16 protein-coding genes and 1 pseudogene are annotated in these 15,051 nt (G+C 65.5%); 4 read left to right on the top strand and 13 right to left on the bottom strand.

The genetic code is table 11. The features are described 5' to 3' along the window. Window positions 1-50: 50 nt before the first annotated feature. From A5782_RS17050 to A5782_RS17005, 10 genes and pseudogenes are all read right to left on the bottom strand, one after another. Window positions 51-581: pseudogene (locus tag A5782_RS17050) on the bottom strand (type VII secretion-associated serine protease); the annotation flags it as partial. Beyond that, window positions 566-2,095, bottom strand: coding sequence for a type VII secretion integral membrane protein EccD (gene eccD, locus A5782_RS17045; protein ID WP_082942983.1), 1,530 nt, complete (start codon window positions 2,093-2,095; stop codon window positions 566-568). The pseudogene A5782_RS17050 and the gene eccD, both read right to left, overlap by 16 nt. Then, window positions 2,092-3,117 (bottom strand): MinD/ParA family protein, encoded by a 1,026-nt coding sequence (locus A5782_RS17040; RefSeq protein ID WP_156624000.1) that lies wholly within the window; start codon window positions 3,115-3,117, stop codon window positions 2,092-2,094. The genes eccD and A5782_RS17040 overlap by 4 nt, the downstream gene beginning before the upstream one ends. 128 nt (window positions 3,118-3,245) lie before the next feature. Beyond that, window positions 3,246-4,076 (bottom strand): ESX secretion-associated protein EspG, encoded by an 831-nt coding sequence (locus tag A5782_RS17035; protein ID WP_067102697.1) that lies wholly within the window; start codon window positions 4,074-4,076, stop codon window positions 3,246-3,248. A gap of 115 nt (window positions 4,077-4,191) precedes the next feature. Further along, window positions 4,192-4,479, bottom strand: coding sequence for a WXG100 family type VII secretion target (locus A5782_RS17030; protein WP_067102694.1), 288 nt, complete (start codon window positions 4,477-4,479; stop codon window positions 4,192-4,194). 51 nt (window positions 4,480-4,530) lie between these two features. Continuing rightward, window positions 4,531-4,845: a WXG100 family type VII secretion target gene (locus A5782_RS17025; RefSeq protein ID WP_040630553.1), complete on the bottom strand. Its 315-nt coding sequence runs from the start codon at window positions 4,843-4,845 to the stop codon at window positions 4,531-4,533. A 98-nt stretch (window positions 4,846-4,943) separates the two neighbouring features. After that, window positions 4,944-6,125 carry a PPE family protein gene (locus tag A5782_RS17020; RefSeq protein ID WP_067102691.1) on the bottom strand — a complete coding sequence of 394 codons (1,182 nt, stop codon included), beginning with the start codon at window positions 6,123-6,125 and terminating at the stop codon, window positions 4,944-4,946. Window positions 6,126-6,155: 30 nt separating this feature from the next. After that, window positions 6,156-6,461 (bottom strand): PE domain-containing protein, encoded by a 306-nt coding sequence (locus A5782_RS17015; protein WP_067102688.1) that lies wholly within the window; start codon window positions 6,459-6,461, stop codon window positions 6,156-6,158. Between the two features lie 248 nt (window positions 6,462-6,709). After that, window positions 6,710-7,108, bottom strand: coding sequence for a VOC family protein (locus A5782_RS17010; protein WP_067102685.1), 399 nt, complete (start codon window positions 7,106-7,108; stop codon window positions 6,710-6,712). A 64-nt stretch (window positions 7,109-7,172) separates the two neighbouring features. Continuing rightward, window positions 7,173-8,501, bottom strand: a complete 1,329-nt coding sequence (locus A5782_RS17005; RefSeq protein ID WP_067102708.1) for a HAMP domain-containing sensor histidine kinase — start codon at window positions 8,499-8,501, stop codon at window positions 7,173-7,175. Between the two features lie 236 nt (window positions 8,502-8,737). On the opposite strand from A5782_RS17005, the gene A5782_RS17000 reads away from it, so the two are divergent. From A5782_RS17000 to A5782_RS16985, 4 genes are all read left to right on the top strand, one after another. Beyond that, a complete protein-coding gene (locus A5782_RS17000) occupies window positions 8,738-9,343 on the top strand; it encodes a TetR/AcrR family transcriptional regulator (RefSeq protein ID WP_067102681.1) in 606 nt (201 codons plus the stop codon). A 23-nt stretch (window positions 9,344-9,366) separates the two neighbouring features. Continuing rightward, on the top strand, window positions 9,367-10,578 hold the full coding sequence (locus A5782_RS16995) for an acyl-CoA dehydrogenase family protein (protein WP_067102678.1): 1,212 nt from the start codon (window positions 9,367-9,369) through the stop codon (window positions 10,576-10,578). Window positions 10,579-10,639: 61 nt separating this feature from the next. Then, window positions 10,640-11,056: a hypothetical protein gene (locus A5782_RS16990; RefSeq protein WP_067102675.1), complete on the top strand. Its 417-nt coding sequence runs from the start codon at window positions 10,640-10,642 to the stop codon at window positions 11,054-11,056. 30 nt (window positions 11,057-11,086) lie between these two features. Further along, the gene (locus tag A5782_RS16985; protein WP_067102672.1) at window positions 11,087-12,304 is read left to right on the top strand and encodes a GNAT family N-acetyltransferase; all 1,218 of its coding nucleotides are present in this window, start codon (window positions 11,087-11,089) and stop codon (window positions 12,302-12,304) included. Between the two features lie 16 nt (window positions 12,305-12,320). Here the strand turns inward: A5782_RS16985 and A5782_RS16980 are convergent, their stop codons facing one another. The 3 genes from A5782_RS16980 to A5782_RS16970 form a co-directional block, all read right to left on the bottom strand. Further along, complete coding sequence (locus tag A5782_RS16980) at window positions 12,321-13,124, bottom strand: adenylate/guanylate cyclase domain-containing protein (RefSeq protein WP_067102669.1); 804 nt, start codon at window positions 13,122-13,124, stop codon at window positions 12,321-12,323. Window positions 13,125-13,149: 25 nt separating this feature from the next. Beyond that, window positions 13,150-14,130 (bottom strand): alpha/beta fold hydrolase, encoded by a 981-nt coding sequence (locus A5782_RS16975; protein ID WP_082942982.1) that lies wholly within the window; start codon window positions 14,128-14,130, stop codon window positions 13,150-13,152. 162 nt (window positions 14,131-14,292) lie between these two features. Beyond that, the gene (locus tag A5782_RS16970) at window positions 14,293-14,994 is read right to left on the bottom strand and encodes an ABC transporter permease (protein WP_067102662.1); all 702 of its coding nucleotides are present in this window, start codon (window positions 14,992-14,994) and stop codon (window positions 14,293-14,295) included. Window positions 14,995-15,051 lie beyond the last annotated feature (57 nt).

Raw genomic sequence — 15,051 nt, 5'->3', positions numbered from 1 at the left:
GGTCTCTACACTTATGCGATCGTCGGCAGCGTCAGATGTGTATAAGAGACAGGCACCTCGACCGGCGGGGGCGGCGCACCCGTGACCGGTGGCGGACCGGCCGGCGGAGGGAACGCCGGGGTGGCGGGCATCGGCCGCGGCATCGGCAAAATACCTTGGGGCGCAGCGCCGATGATCGAGCTGACGATCGTGCCGTGGGCGTCGCAATCCGAGAGGCCGTCCTCACCCATGATGTAGTCGCCACCGGGCACCACCGGTAGCCGCGGGTTTGGGGTCACCCCGGTGTCGATGACCGCGACCGGCACGCCGTTGCCGGTGCTGTATTGCCATGCCTTCGTGATGTTGAGCAGGTTGAAACCCGGGGCCATTTGGGCCACATCGGGGTTTCTCACCGTGATCGGGGTCGAGCAGCTGTTGGCGCGGCGCATCGGCTGGTCGGATCGTGGTGGCCCGTCCGGCGGCACCATGCCCGGATCCACCGACGGCGGTGTAATGGCAAGTGCGGCAGGGATATTGGCTGATAACGCGACCAGGGTGACGGTGGCGGTGACCACCGCCGTCCTTCTCAGTGGCGAATCCACGTGAAGAGCCCTCCCAAGGCCGCCGCCGCTGGCAACAAGACGATGAACGCGAGCACTTCCACCCATTCCACGGTCAAGCGGATGAATGGCCTGAACCTCATGGCCGGCACCAAAAGTGCTGCGGCCAAACCCAATGCTGCGAACGTCGCCACCACCACGACCGGCCACACCAGTCCGGTCATAGCGTCTTTCGGCGCGGCGGCGGCGTATTTGACCACGCCCGCGCACACCGCAGCCGAGGCCCCGCACACGAGCGCGATGGCCTGATATTTGGCGGCGAATCCGCGTCCCTGGGTGAGAAAGATGCCCACCACGAGCCCGGCGACCACCAGCGCCAACCATGCCCACTGGCGCCCTGGCGTCAACACGCCCCATACCGCGGCGGGCAGCACTATCGACACTCCGACGCACAGACCTACCTGGACCGCATTGACCAATCGCGCCGAGGCCGCGATCGCGGCGCCGCGCGCGCTGATGTCGGTCAGTTCGTTGTCCTCGTCCTCGGAGTCGTCCTCGCTGACCGGAGACACCGTGTCGACGGGCATCCCCTCGCGCCGCGCGAACAGGTCCCGGCCCGTGATCGAGCCGAAATGCGGCGGTCTGACCCGCGCCACCCACAACGCGATCAGGGGGGCCATCCGGACCAGGACAAGCAATCCCACCAACACGCAGACCGCCAGCACCTGGGCCGAAGCCGGTCGGAACATCCGGACGGCGGCAACGGCGGCCAGGATCCCGCAGACCGTCACCACCGCGGTGACCACCGCGGTCTGCCAACGGTTTCGCGCGGTCACCCCGATGGCGACGGCGCCCAGGATCACCACGACGGCACCGATCAGCCCATGCGCCGCGCCGAGCACACCCGGCGGCGCGCAGGCACCGGCGGCAGCCAGCGACAACACCGCCAGCCACGCGAACCCGCTGAACAGGTCGCGCCGCTCCCGCCACCCGCTTCGCACCACCAGCGTCGCGACCACCAGCAGCACACCGACGGCACCCGCCACCGCCGCCGGGATGGGACCGTCGGTGAATGTCCGCGCCCGCAGGGTCAGCGCCACCACGACTCCGACCGCCATCGCGATCACCGCGACCGCGGTGTGCGCGGCCGTCAGCGGCGTCACCGGCGCGAACATCCGGTCGCCACCGTCGCGGCCCAGCCACTTGCCCATGGCGGCCAACCCCGTGGACAGCGACTCGTATTGCGGTTCGAACGACTCTCCGTCCACCCTGGGCACCAGTACCAGGGTGTCGCCGTCCTGGACGCCCAGCTCGTCGAGGCTTTTATTGATATCGAGCCGAACGCCGTTGATCTTGTGGAGTTCGTAGCTGCCGGCGGGCAATGCGATGCCCTCAAAGCCTTTGCGCTTCAGGTCGGCATCGAATAGCTCGACCATTCCCTCGAAGAATCCCTCCATCGGAATTCCGGCGGGGAATACCTGGGAACACAGATGCTTCTCGTAAGAAATGTTGACCGCACAACGCGCCGGGAAAGCAACCTTATGCGGCGCTGTCACGGCACCGACCGCTCGGCGTCAGGAATATATTTGTCCGCCAGCCCGGCGGTGATTTCAAAGAGGCGCAATCGCGACTTCTTTTTCAATTCGTGAACCGTATCGATGATGCCACCTTTTGCGAGGTGGGGATCAAACGGCAGCACTTCGACCGTTGCCCCAACCTTGGTGAACCGTTCGGTCAAGTACGCCAACGCGTCCTTGTCGGTGATCTGGTCGGTGTGGTTCACAATCACGGTGCTGCGCGAGACCAACTCGTGGTAACCCTGCGACCGCAGGTAATCCACCGCCCGCAGCACCGGACGTGACCGGTCCGCGGTGATGCCGGAGACGAACACGAGGGTGTCGGTGTTCTCGAGTACCGGCTTCATCACCTCGTGTTCGAGATCGGGAGAGGTGTCGACGATCATCACCGTGTGGGTGCGCCGCAGGCGCGACAGCACCCCGGAAAACATCGCGGGTACCAACGGCCGGGGCTGGTCGGAAGTCCGGTTACCGGCCAAGACGTCCAGGCCAATGACGTTCTGGCCCAGATGTTCTCGAATATCCGCGTAGCCCTGGACATCGGTGTCGTTGATGATGGCGGTGTAATCGCCGGGTGGGGACTCGTCAATGCGATCGGCCAGCGTCCCGAAGCCGGGGACGGCGTCGATCGCAATCACGTTCTGCGGGCGGCATTCCCGGAACACACCCCCGAGGCAGGCGACGAGCGTCGTGACGCCCACGCCGCCCTTGCCGGAGACCACGGTGATGACGTATTGCCGTCGAATATGCCGCCGGATGCGATTTTGCAAATCGCGGTAGTGCCGTTCGCGTGGGGACTCACCGGGATTGATTTTATGAAATGATATGGAGTAAATAAATTTCCGCCAGCCCGACCCTGGAGGAATTTTCCGCGGCGCGGCCAGATCGGTAATACGCATCGTGTCCGATACCGAATCCGGGAAGTTGCTGGCCCCTGACGGATCCCCCCGTCTGAGCGCTCCTTCGTCCGACATATTCGGGTCATTCCAAGGGCTCGTCACGACGCGATGCTAACACGGTTGGCGATACCGCGTTTACCCGTTCAGAAACCTTTCAAGTACGACAGGCGTTGCTATTCCAAGACTTTGGTTATCTAAGGTTACTTTCATCAGTTCGCTTCCGCGCACCGTCACACCACTCGCCGATACGAGTGCCACTCGTCGCCTGCGGGCAACCGGCGGATGAGCCGTTGAATCGCTCCGCCGATGTCGGTGCGCGATCCGGGCGAGAGAATCTGGTACTGGCGCTGGCCCGAGGTGACGCTCTCGATGCAGATCCGGCCCGCCGGGGTGTCGACGATGGACACCGTCGAATCGCCGACGGCTATCCGCGCCAATTCGTCCGGCCCAACACCGGCCTGCAGCCCCACGATGTTGGCGTGTGCAGACCGCGCGGGATCGGCGGCCGTGAGGACCATCTGCAGCTGGTCGGCGTCGAGGCGCTGTTCGAGCAGGAACGATCGCAGGCTGGCGGTGTCACGAACGGAATTCAGTAACTGCTCGGTATCCAGTGTGACCGGCCGTAGCGGCGCCGCCTCGGCCACCCCGCACAGCCGCTCGATCTGCCCGACCACGAGGTCCCTGGCCGATGCTTCATTGTGGGCGGTACCGGCGGGATACAACCGCACCAGGTCGCCATGGCGTTCCAAAACAACCCACCACGTCGCGAAGCGGCAGATAGATGCACGCGTCGGCTCGCGGCCCGGAACCCCGATCATCACCAGCAGCCCCAGGTCGCGCCGCAACAGGACCGTCAGCCACTCACGGATCATCGGGTCGACGTTGCCGGCCTCATCGAGCGCACCGGCGGCCACCAACTCGGCGGCCGCGGGGTGGCTCCTCGCGCGCTCCGGGGTGTCCAGGCGCGGCAGCATCGGCCGCAATCCCAGCTCGGGGCACGTTTGCTCCACCCCGGTGACCGCCTGCAACACCCATAAACCATCGACCGTCGTTGTCAGCATGTCGCCTTGCCCTCACTCAGCGAATCCCCGACCGGTGGATAAGACACCAACGGTGGGGCACACACGCTCGGCGCATCTGCCCCACCGTCGCTTGTCCTGGTGTGGTCGAACGGACTCAGAAGAGACCGGCGATGTGCTGGTCCGTGCTCAGCGCACTGTCCAGCACGTGTGAGGTCGTCACCCCGTGCTGGCGGATGGTGTCGATGAGACCCTGCAGCCCGGACAGCATCTGCGCCTGCGCCTCGAAGAAGCCCGCTGCGCCGTGGCCGGCGAAGAATTCCTGCAGGGCGTGCGTGCGGTTGGAGGTGTCGTCGAAAATCGACTGCAACTGGCCGGCGCGGGAGGCGACGTCGGTGGCGAAGTCGGCTACGGCTCCCGGGTTATAGGTGATCGGGTCGGACATTGTGAAGTTCCTTTCAAAAGACCATTAATGGAATTGCGAATGAGTGGGTGATCAGGAGCCGTGGCCGCCGAATAACGCGCTAAAAGCGTGCGAAGAATCCGCCTCGTGGCCTTCCATCAGTGCCGCCGCCTTTGTCAGGCCTTCGGCCAGACGCGTGCCGCCGGTCAAGACCTTGTTCAAGTCGTTTTGAACCTCGATGGCCGTCGCGTGTGACGCCGTCACGGCCGAACCAGACCAGGTCGACGGATTCATCACGTTTTCCTGGTTCGCGACGTATCCCTGGCCAATTCCGATCGCGTGCTCCATATTGGCCTGGATGGCGTTCGAAGCGTCGCGAAGCATTTGCGGTGTTACTTTGATTGTCACGGAATTCTCCTTCTCCGGTGGGCCGCCCCCCGTGAGGGCATGAAGCGAAGTGTATGGCGGCTGTTTGGACCTGTCGATTCACCTTTCACCAGTTGGCTTCACACTCGAGCGTCGACGACCCGCACGGTCGTGGGCTGGTCGGCTTTGTCACGGGAGCCGCGGTCGCCTCCCGCCCCGTGCCCCACGGGCATACCGCCCATTGGGGCACCACCCATCGTCGTGGTCTGCGGACGCATGGCCTCGGCGCCTAATGCCCCGGCCGGCCGCAGCCCCACCGGCCGGCCACCGGTGGCGGGCTCGAAGGCGCTGACCGGACGGGTGAAACTGGTTGCGGGCATGCCCGCGCCGCCCAGCGACGCGCCGCCGCCTGCACCGGCCTCCGCTGCGGAAAGTCCGCTGGTGGCCGAGACTGCCGAGACGGCGGGTGTCGCTCCGCCCATCCCCATGGCCCCGGGATTGGAGAACATGCCCATCAGCGGCTGCATCATCTGCATCGGCGCCTGCATCATCTGCATGGGAGCCTGCATCACCTGCGGGACCGCTCCCATCAGTTGCTGCGCCGGCTGCATCAGCGTGCTGGCCTGACTCATGAAGTCCTGCCCGCCCGAGGCCGCCTGACCGGCTCCCTGCGTTCCGGTCTGTGCGCCCTGCATGGCGGCGCGCATGCCGTCGCCGGCCCCTTGGTCCGCCGCCGACTCGCCGATTGCCGCCGCCGCTTGCGCCGGCGCGGCCGGCGACGCACCCATGGGTGCGATGGGCGGAGGAATGGTCAGGCTTTGCGACAGGGCAGTCAGGATCGTTCCGTAGCTGGCCCCGACCGCGGAGTTGTTCGGCCACATCGACCCGAAGTACTCGAGCTCCAGGGACGTGATGCGTGGGGTCAACGCACCGAGGACCAGCGGGTTGATGCCATAGTCGGCGGCGGTCTCGGTGCGGTTGCCGATGCACTCGGGTGCGGGACGCATCGAGCCGTACGCCATCTGATACGCCGAGACCGCGGTCGACACCACCGCCGGCTTGACATCGACCCAGCCGGCCAGTCCGTGCAGTGATGCGTTCAGCGTGGTCGCGTTTGTCGCCGAGGCCAATGAACCCGAGCCCGTCCAGCTCGCCGACGTCGCGACGGTGTTGATCGTTGAGGCGATGCTGGAGCCGTGATGGGTGGCCGCCAATGCGGTCCAGGCGGCCTGGTTCGCCAGGTGGGTGATGACGCCGGCCCCCGCCTTGAGCAGCAGGTCGTTTTCCTCAGGCGTACGCGCAGCCCACCCCGGATCGGCCATGCGTACTTCCCCCTTTTACCTCGCTAGCTTCTAGGCACCGATTGCCAGCGTCAAGCTGCGCATGAGCTCCGTGACGACATACGTGCTCGAGGCGATGCTCTGCGTGCCGGCGAACAAACCGCGCTGGGCGGCGTGCTCGGACACTACGCCCAGGTAACTACCACCGCAGGCGTTGAGCGCCGCCGCGAACATGGCCGAGTCGGGGTCGCCGCCCATCGGCAGCACTCCCAGCAGGACCGGTGCGGCCGCCGAAGCCGCCGCCTGAGTCTCTGCGCTGATCGCCGACTCAGCGCTGGCCGATGCCAGAACCGTGTCTGGCCCCACAGACATAACCATGATTTCCCTCCGAACGCTCAACCCAAATCACGTGCTTGAGGCCTCAGTGTAATGCGGTTTGGTTGATCTTGTATTCACTCCGCTTTGGCCGGACCTGGTCCCCGAATTTCAGTTATGTAGCGCGCGTCCCAAGCGTGAAACCACCGGACTCCCAGAAGGAGTCGATGATTAACCTCAGTCGCCACTCCGGACTCGGCAGCCACAAAAGCACCAGTCGACTTGTGCACACCGCAACATGGCCGTTTTATCTAGTCGCGGTCGTGGTGGCATACGGCTTCGAGTTTGATGCCGAATGGGTCATACCAAAACGTTGCATAATAATGACCGGAATATTGCGGGAAATGGCCAGGCGGGTGAATGACCGTGCCGCCCATTCGAACGACGTGATCATGCACGGCGTGCACCGCCGATCGGCGCCGCACAATGAATGCCAGGTGTTGCAGCCCGGCTTGCTGCGACGAGTACTCATGCGGCTCGACCGCTGGATAGAAGAACAGGAAAGTGCCCGGCTTGTTTTCGGCAGGCCGGTATGAAAACTCGTCCTCGGCATGAAAGAACGGTTCAAAGCCGACAAGGGGCATCAGCGCGTCGTAGTACCGTTTTGCGGCTGACAAATCGGGCACGTTGATGCCGAGGTGGCCGAGCATGCCTCATTGTCCGATACCGAAAGTGTTGCGCGCACCGGGACGGGCCGGCACCAGCGAGCCGCCGCTACGCCGGACCACGCCCATCGCCGGCCAGCCGCAGCAGCAGCCGAGTGCCGCCCAGCGGACTGGTCTGCAATGCCGCTGTGCCGCCATGCAATTCGGCCTGCTGAGCGACCAGCGCCAGGCCAAGCCCCGAGCCAGACCGCGAGGCTGTCGAGCCGCGGGCGAACCGCTCGAAGACCGTGGCGCGTTCGGATTCCGGAACCCCGGCGCCGTCGTCGTCGATCGCGATCTCCACGCCCTCACCGGAACTGCCGACGGTCAGCAGGATCTTGCCGGCATTGCCGTGCTTGACGGCGTTGGCGATGGCGTTGTCGATCACCAGCCGCAGCCCCGTCGGCAGCCCGATCATCAGCACCGTCGGTGAGGGCACCAGCGAGACCTCCACATCGGGGTAGACGCGCAGCGCGTCGTGAGCGGCTCGATCCAACAGCTCGGTGATGTCGAACGGGACGAAATCGTCGACGGTCGTCAGCTCACCCTGGGCCAACCGCTCCAGCGCGGTCAGCGTCGCCTCGATGCGGCTCTGGGTGCGGATGACGTCGCCGATCACTTCGTGGCGCTGCTCGGGCGGCAGGTCCAGGGTGGACAGCACCTCCAGGTTGGTGCGCATGGCGGTCAACGGCGTGCGCAGCTCGTGAGAGGCGACCGCGGCGAAGTCGCGGGCCGATTCGAGCGCGGCCTTGGTGCGCTGTTGCTCCTTGCCGATGCGGGCCAGCATTCCCTCGACCGCTTCGGCGATCTCCACGGCTTCGCGCACGCCGCGAACCTGGACCTCGTCGGGACTGGATTGGGCATTGATCGCCCGGGCCTGCTGGGCCAGCAGCAGGAACGGGTTGACCATGATCAACGAGATCACCCAGCCGACGACGACGGTACCGCCGATCACGCTGGCGCAGATCAGCAACACCCGCAGGTGCAGTTCGTTGATTCGATGCTGGGCTTCGGCCAGCGGCGCGGCCAGCGCTATCGAGGCGGGGCCCGCGGCGAAGGTGCGGACCCGGTACTGCACCCCGTTGATCGTGGTGTTGGCGTAGCCGTCGGGTAGCGCAGGCAACACGATGCTGCTGGGCACCGACACGGTCACCCCGCCGATGCGCGCGGTGCGCACCAGGTTGCCGTCCGGCGCGGGCCGGTCCGGACTCGTGTGGTCCGCATTGTTGAGCAGGCTGCTGATATCACCCAGACTGCTGACCGAATCGAGCCGGCGATCGAGCTGGCTGTACTGATCGTTGGTCACACCCACCCACACCCAGGTGCCCAGCAGGACGACGAGGGTCATCACCGATATGGCGGCGACAATGACGATGGTGCGCAGCGAGAGCACCCGCATCGGCAGCTGTACACGCGGTAGGACGCGAATGTCGGGCTCCTTCGATGGGTGGGCACAGCCGACCAAGTGGACCTCGTCAAACCCGAGCACAACCCTCACAGCAGTACCGGTCCGGCGCGATCAAGCGCACTGGCGTTTCGCAAGAATTTAACGCTAACCGCGTTGCCATCTCCCCCATCACGTGCCGAAATCGAACCGATTTTGCGTTGACCAGGGTGAGTGAATACTCTCTCACCATGCTCGCCTCGGGACGTGACCGGCTGCTGTCCGCAGCCCTGCGGCTCTTTGCAGCCAAGGGCTACGCGGCAACGTCGGTGGCCGACATCCAGCGGGAATCGGGTCTGGCGCCGGGGTCGGGCGCGCTCTACAAGCACTTCGGCTCCAAGCGCGAGCTGCTCGAGGCGGCGGTCGCACACCGGATCGACAGCATCGTGGCCGCGCGAGAGGAATACGACGCGGGGCAGCCGGGCAGCGTTGAGCGGGCGGTGCGCATCGCCGGCCAGCTGATCTGGAGCAACCTCAAACAGAGCGAGGATCTGCTCAAGGTCATGTTGCGCGAGCCCGAGGAGCTCGGCGATCTGGACGAGAAGACGTGGCAGGTGATCACCGACAACGCCTACCAACGCTTCGCCGATGAACTGGCCGCATCGAATCGGTCCGGCCGCACCAGCATTCCGGATCCCGAAGCGGCCGCGGCCGTCGCGATCGGATCGCTGTCCTATGCGGCGACGCTACAAGCGCTGACCGGGCGCCTGCCCGGCAACACCGATGAAGAACGGTACTTCGAGGCGTGGGTCAACCAAACGGTCAGCGTCCTCGCCCAATACAGAAACCTTAATTAACAACCTATTTCAGGAGCACAGCTGTGACATTCTCAATGCAACTCAGCGACGACGTGATCGAGGTGCGCGATTGGGTGCACAAGTTCGCGGCGGACGTCATTCGTCCGGCAGCGGCCGAATGGGACGAACGGGAGGAAACCCCGTGGCCGGTGATTCAGGAGGCCGCAAAGGTCGGCCTGTACTCCCCCGACTTCTTCGCACAGCAGGCCGCCGAAGAGACCGGACTGGGGATGCTGACCGCGTTCGAGGAGATGTTCTGGGGTGACGCAGGCATCGCGCTGTCCATCATGGGCACCGGCCTGGCCGCAGCGGCATTGGCGGGCAACGGGACTCCCGAACAACTGGGGCGCTGGCTTCCGGAGATGTTCGGTACGTCCGACGAGCCCAAGCTCGGTGCCTTCTGCTCATCAGAGCCCGATGCGGGTTCTGACGTCGGCGGCATCCGCACCCGTGCGCGCTACGACGAGGCCGCCGGTGAGTGGGTGCTCAACGGCACCAAGACCTGGGCCACCAACGGCGGCATCGCCAACGTGCACATCGTGGTGGCCTCGGTCTATCCCGAACTCGGCACCCGCGGACAGGCCAGCTTCGTCATCGGGCCGGACACCAAAGGTCTGGCGCAGGGCCAGAAGTTCAAGAAGCACGGGATTCGCGCTTCACACACCGCTGAGGTGGTGCTCGACAACGTCCGGCTGTCCGAGGACGCCATCCTCGGCGGCCGGGAGAAGTTCGAGGCGCGGATAGCCCGGGTGAAGTCCGGCGCCTCCACGGGTGGCCAGGCGGCGATGAAGACCTTCGAGCGCACCCGGCCCACGGTCGGGGCGATGGCCGTCGGCGTGGCCCGCGCCGCCTACGAGTATGCGCTCGAATACGCCTGCCAGCGTGAGCAATTCGGCCGCAAAATCGGGGAATTTCAGGCGGTGGCGTTCAAGCTGGCGGACATGAAGAGCCGCATCGACGCTGCCCGCCTCCTGGTGTGGCGGGCCGGCTGGATGGCACGCAACAACCAGAACTTCGACTCGGCGGAGGGCTCGATGGCCAAGCTGGCCGCGAGCGAGGCCGCGGTCTACGTCACCGACGAGGCCATCCAGATCCTGGGCGGCAACGGCTATACCCGCGATTACCCCGTGGAGCGGATGCACCGCGACGCAAAGATCTTCGCCATCTTCGAGGGCACCAGCGAGATCCAGCGTTTGGTGATCTCGCGGGCGGTGACCGGCCTGCCCATCCGTTAGCAGGGGTACAACTCGCTGGCGTCTGATAACTTCTGCGGCACACCAACCGTTAGGGGCTGACGTGAGGCGTGCGGTCATCACGGCAATCGGTTTCGTCGTTGCTGGCTGCGTGGGGGCTGCCCCGGCCATCGCGGATAACCCGGCCTGCACGGCGTCGGTGTGCTCCTTTCTGTCCCCGTCCCGCAATATCAGTTGCGAGATCGACTACCAGCGGGATCCGGGCATCCCCGACGAGGCCTATTGCCAAACCAACGAGCCGCCTGCGTCCGTGCGCCTGTCCACGACCGGAGTGGTCACGAACTGCACGGGTGTTTCCTGTCTCGGCAACGCGGGGATCGGTACGCCGGTTCTTGGCTACGACCAGACCGCCGGCGTGGGTCCCTTCAGATGTGCATCCAAAACCGACGGAGTCACGTGCACGGTTCCCTCCGGCCACGGGTTCACGATGTCCAACGCGGGGATCACACCCATCGGGTGACGCTGTGCGCCAAGCAGAAATGATGACCGCATGACCACCGAGATCCGGGTTCTCGACACCGAGGACGACCTCGTCGCCGCGGCGAATCTGTTTCGCACCGCGATGGTGGGTTTGCCGCCGAGGTCGAACTTGCCGCCCGGCCAGATCGCCAAGCTACTCGACCCCGGCCGCACCGTCGGCGCATTCGTCGACGGACAACTCGTCGGCACGGCGGACGCGGTGACGAGCACGCTGACCGTTCCCGGGGGAGCCACCGTGAGCCATGCCGCAGTCACTCATATCGGGGTGCTGCCGTCCTTCACCCGAAGGGGTATCGCCACCGAACTGATCTCGCACCAGCTGAACGACATCGCCGCCCGCGGTGAGGTGGTTGCGTCACTGCGGGCATCGGAGGCCACCATCTATGAGCGGTATGGCTACGGGGTGGCGAGTTGCGCGCAAAGCGTGGAGATTACGACATCACGGGCCGCGTTTCGCGCCGATGTCGGGTCGGGTGGTCCGGTGCGGCTGCTCGGCGCCGCCGAAGTCTGGGAGATCCTGCCCCGGGTCTATGACACCAACCGCCCATCTCGTCCCGGAACCATCGACCGCCCCGGCGTATGGTGGGAGAGCGCCCGCCTTCGCACCGAATCATCCTCGGGGGCTTGGTATGTCGCCGTGCACGGTGAACCCGGGGCCGAGTCGGGTTTCGCCCGCTACCGGCCCATCGATACCGAGAATTGGTTCGTCAGCGATCAGCGCACCATTGTGGTCGAGGATTTCTTCGCGCCCACCGCGGACGCCTATCTCGGGCTGCTGCGTTTCCTTCTCGGCCTGGATCTTGTTCACCGAGTGAGGTTTTGGATGTTACCCGTCGACAACGCGTTGCCCTGGCTGTTTGTCGATCGCCGGGCGGCCAAGGTCACCGCGGTGCACGACGAGACGTGGCTGCGGATCGTCGATGCGGAGCGCGCGCTGACGGCACGATCCTATGTTGGCGGTGGAACCGTGACGATCGCAGTGAAAGACCCACTGCTGCCGAATAATTCAACGACGTTCACCATCACCGGTGACGGCGCCGAACCGACGGCCCACCGCGCCGACGTGCACGTCGGGATCGAGGGGCTGGGCGCGGCGCTACTCGGCGGCACGAACTGGCGCAGCCTCGCCGCGGCCGGGCTGGCCCGGGCCGACGATCCGCTGTCGCTCGATGTGGCCGATCAACTGTTCGCGGTGACCGAAGCGCCGCATGCCGGGACGTTCTTCTAAGCGGAGCGACGCGCGGTCAGTCGGACACCTTGACCGGATACAGATTGTGAGTTCCCTTCAGGCCTTTCAGTTCGAACTCGCCAGGGGCGCAGAGTTCGATACCCGGTGTGCCGTCGATAACGTCGCGCAACTGCTCGCTGACGAGGATCTCACCGCCTCGGGCTTGTCCGGCAACCCGAGCCGCCATCGCGACATTGCGCCCGAAAAGATCGTCGCCGCGCCTGACCGACGGGCCCACATGGATGCCGATGCGGACGCGGATACCCTCCCAACGGTCGGTGTTTTCGAGCAGGGCGCGTTGCACGCCGATACCACACAGCACGGCTTGGCGGGGGTCGGCGAAGGCCATCATGAATCCGTCGCCTTGATTCTTCACCACGTGACCGCCGTGGTCGTCGATCAATCTTTGGATGAGCCTGTTGTGTCTGTCCAGCACCTTCACCCATCCCCGGTCGCCCAACAACTCGTTGTGCGCGGTGGAATCCTCTATGTCGGAGAAGGCGATGACGACATCGCCGTTGGCGGTGAGCCGGGCAAGATCGGGCCGCTCCACCTGCGCCCAGCCGGCGAGATCTTCGACCGAATTGCGCACCGTGGCGCCGACACCTTTCGTCAGCAGCGAATCGGCCGTCTTGAAGGCGGTTCTGATCGCGAAAGGCGCCACCCCGCGGCGCCGTCTTGGCCGGCCACTGCGGCTGCGGCTGCGCTCGAGCGCGGCACGTGCTCCGTTGAGCTGCCGTCGCGACACGATCAATAGGACTGCGAGGGCGACGAGGCCGGCGAATTCGGCCGAAGCGGCCACGGCCAGCAGCACGGTCATGGGCCGAGTATGCCGCAGCCGTTGCTCAGCGGTTCTCGGCAGACCTCTGCATCACCAGACGTACACCGGCCGCAACCAAGTCGGGCTGGTGAATTTGGATGAAGTGGTCGCTGCCGGTCGCGATCATGTGCGGTGTCTGTGGCCGCAGCGCGATCAGGTCCGCCGAGGCCTCTCGCCATGCCTGTTCCAACTTGGCGCCTTGCTCGGGCGAAACGGTGCCGGGGATCGCGAACGGCTCGGTCCTGGTCAACACGACGGTGGAGACCGGCGGGAAAACCGGGGCCGCGCCAACCTGCGCGACGCTCTTCTCGATGTCGATTTCCTCGAATGAAGGCGAATTCGCGAACTGGGGCAACGGCTGGTCCAAGGACTGGCGATAAGTGGGCCAATCCGATCCCAAGAGGCTTGGTATCTCGATCGGGAACGCATCGACGAACGCCAGTGCCCGCACCTGGTCGGGATAGGTCTGGGCATACAGCCGGATGAACAGTCCCCCCAGGGAGTGCCCGACCAGAACGTAGGGGCTCCGAAGATGGGCGGCACCGAGCAACGCATGCAGATCCTGAACAACGTCCTGCGCGGTGCGCGGCATCGCAGCCGGTGAGCTGCGGTCGGTGATGCTGGGTGGGTCGGGGTAGCGCAGGGTGCCGGGCCGGTCGTAGGCGCAGACGCGGTGGTCGGCGGCCAGCGCCGGCAGTACGGCCGGGCCTGTTGCCGGCGCGGCGGCATCGGAATGACTCCACGGATCCGACGAGTTGTGATAGCCGGACTCCAAAATGATTGTCGGGCCGCCTTTTCCGTGGCATTCGAGATACAGGTGCCGCCCATTGCCGATCTCGACCGGACCGGCAAAATCACCGCCTGACGCGGGGGCACCGCGGTGGTGCGCCGGGTCGCATCCCGTCAGCGCGATCAGCACCGCGGTGGTCAGCACGCATCGACGAACACCCGCAGCGCTGCGTGACGAATGCGCCGCGATTTTCCAGGTCTCCCACACTGCCCGCATCGCGTTATTGTGCGGGTAAGCCGGCCCCGCGTGAAAGCATGGCGGCCACGACGGAGTAACGGCAAGTCCGTACCTGCTCCCCGATGGCGCATGGGAGCGCGGGATCGTGTACTCGGTCACCGTCTGGCAGTTGCTCACCGCCCGCTTGTCTGCCGACGCGGGCTACCCGCGCCGGCGCACGATCCGGGTCTCCACCGCGCCCAAGGCCCCGTCGGTGAGCTTGCCCAAGCCGGCCAACAGCACGATGGCCAGCAGCATCACGTCGGTGCGGCCGGTGTTTTGACTATCGAGGAGAAGGAACCCGAGTCCCTTCGAGGACGCGATCAGCTCGGCTGCGACCACGAAAAGCCAAGCGTTCGCCAGGCCCAGCCGCAGTCCGTTCACCAGCTCCGGAGCCGCGGCCGGCAGCATCACCGTCGACAACAGCGAGGCACCGTGCCGCCCGTAGGCTCGTCCGACCTCCAGCAGGTAGGGGTCGATGTGGGAAAGTGCCGATGCCGTCGTCGTATAGACGGGAAAAAATGCGCCGATTGCCACCATGAGAATCTTCGGCGTCTCATCGATGCCAAACCATAAGAGCAACAACGGGACCCACGCCAAGGACGGCACGGTCCGGAAGGCGGCCAGGGTAGGCGCCAGTAGCCCGCGCACGGTGACCGACAGCCCGACCAGTGAACCCAACGCGAGCGCGATGCCGGCACCGGCCAAGTAGCCGACCAACACCCGCGAACCACTGGCCTTCAGGTGAGTCCATAGCTCGCCGTGCCTGAGCAGCCCGCCCAGCGCGGACACCACATCACCGGGAGGGGGCAGCTGGCTGGGGGCGAAAAACCCGGTGACGGCGGTGGCAAGCTGCCAGATCACCAGCAGCAGTACCGGAACGATCAGGCCAACCAGCGCCAGCGGTAACTTCGCGGGCCG

It is taken from the genome of Mycobacterium sp. 852002-40037_SCH5390672 (assembly GCF_001665875.1).
Lineage (GTDB): Bacteria > Actinomycetota > Actinomycetes > Mycobacteriales > Mycobacteriaceae > Mycobacterium.
Note: the sequence above shows the minus strand (reverse complement) of the source record. Positions and strands in the feature narration are given on the sequence as shown.

Coding starts and splice junctions, on each gene's coding strand:
- A5782_RS17015 (WP_067102688.1), bottom strand. CDS start 6,461: ATGGTTATGTCTGTGGGGCCAGACACGGTTCTGGCATCGGCCAGCGCT.
- A5782_RS17005 (WP_067102708.1), bottom strand. CDS start 8,501: ATGCGGGTGCTCTCGCTGCGCACCATCGTCATTGTCGCCGCCATATCG.
- A5782_RS16985 (WP_067102672.1), top strand. CDS start 11,087: ATGACCACCGAGATCCGGGTTCTCGACACCGAGGACGACCTCGTCGCC.
- A5782_RS17020 (WP_067102691.1), bottom strand. CDS start 6,125: ATGGCCGATCCGGGGTGGGCTGCGCGTACGCCTGAGGAAAACGACCTG.
- A5782_RS17000 (WP_067102681.1), top strand. CDS start 8,738: ATGCTCGCCTCGGGACGTGACCGGCTGCTGTCCGCAGCCCTGCGGCTC.
- A5782_RS17030 (WP_067102694.1), bottom strand. CDS start 4,479: ATGTCCGACCCGATCACCTATAACCCGGGAGCCGTAGCCGACTTCGCC.
- A5782_RS17035 (WP_067102697.1), bottom strand. CDS start 4,076: ATGCTGACAACGACGGTCGATGGTTTATGGGTGTTGCAGGCGGTCACC.
- A5782_RS17010 (WP_067102685.1), bottom strand. CDS start 7,108: ATGCTCGGCCACCTCGGCATCAACGTGCCCGATTTGTCAGCCGCAAAA.
- A5782_RS16975 (WP_082942982.1), bottom strand. CDS start 14,130: ATGCGGGCAGTGTGGGAGACCTGGAAAATCGCGGCGCATTCGTCACGC.
- A5782_RS16980 (WP_067102669.1), bottom strand. CDS start 13,124: ATGACCGTGCTGCTGGCCGTGGCCGCTTCGGCCGAATTCGCCGGCCTC.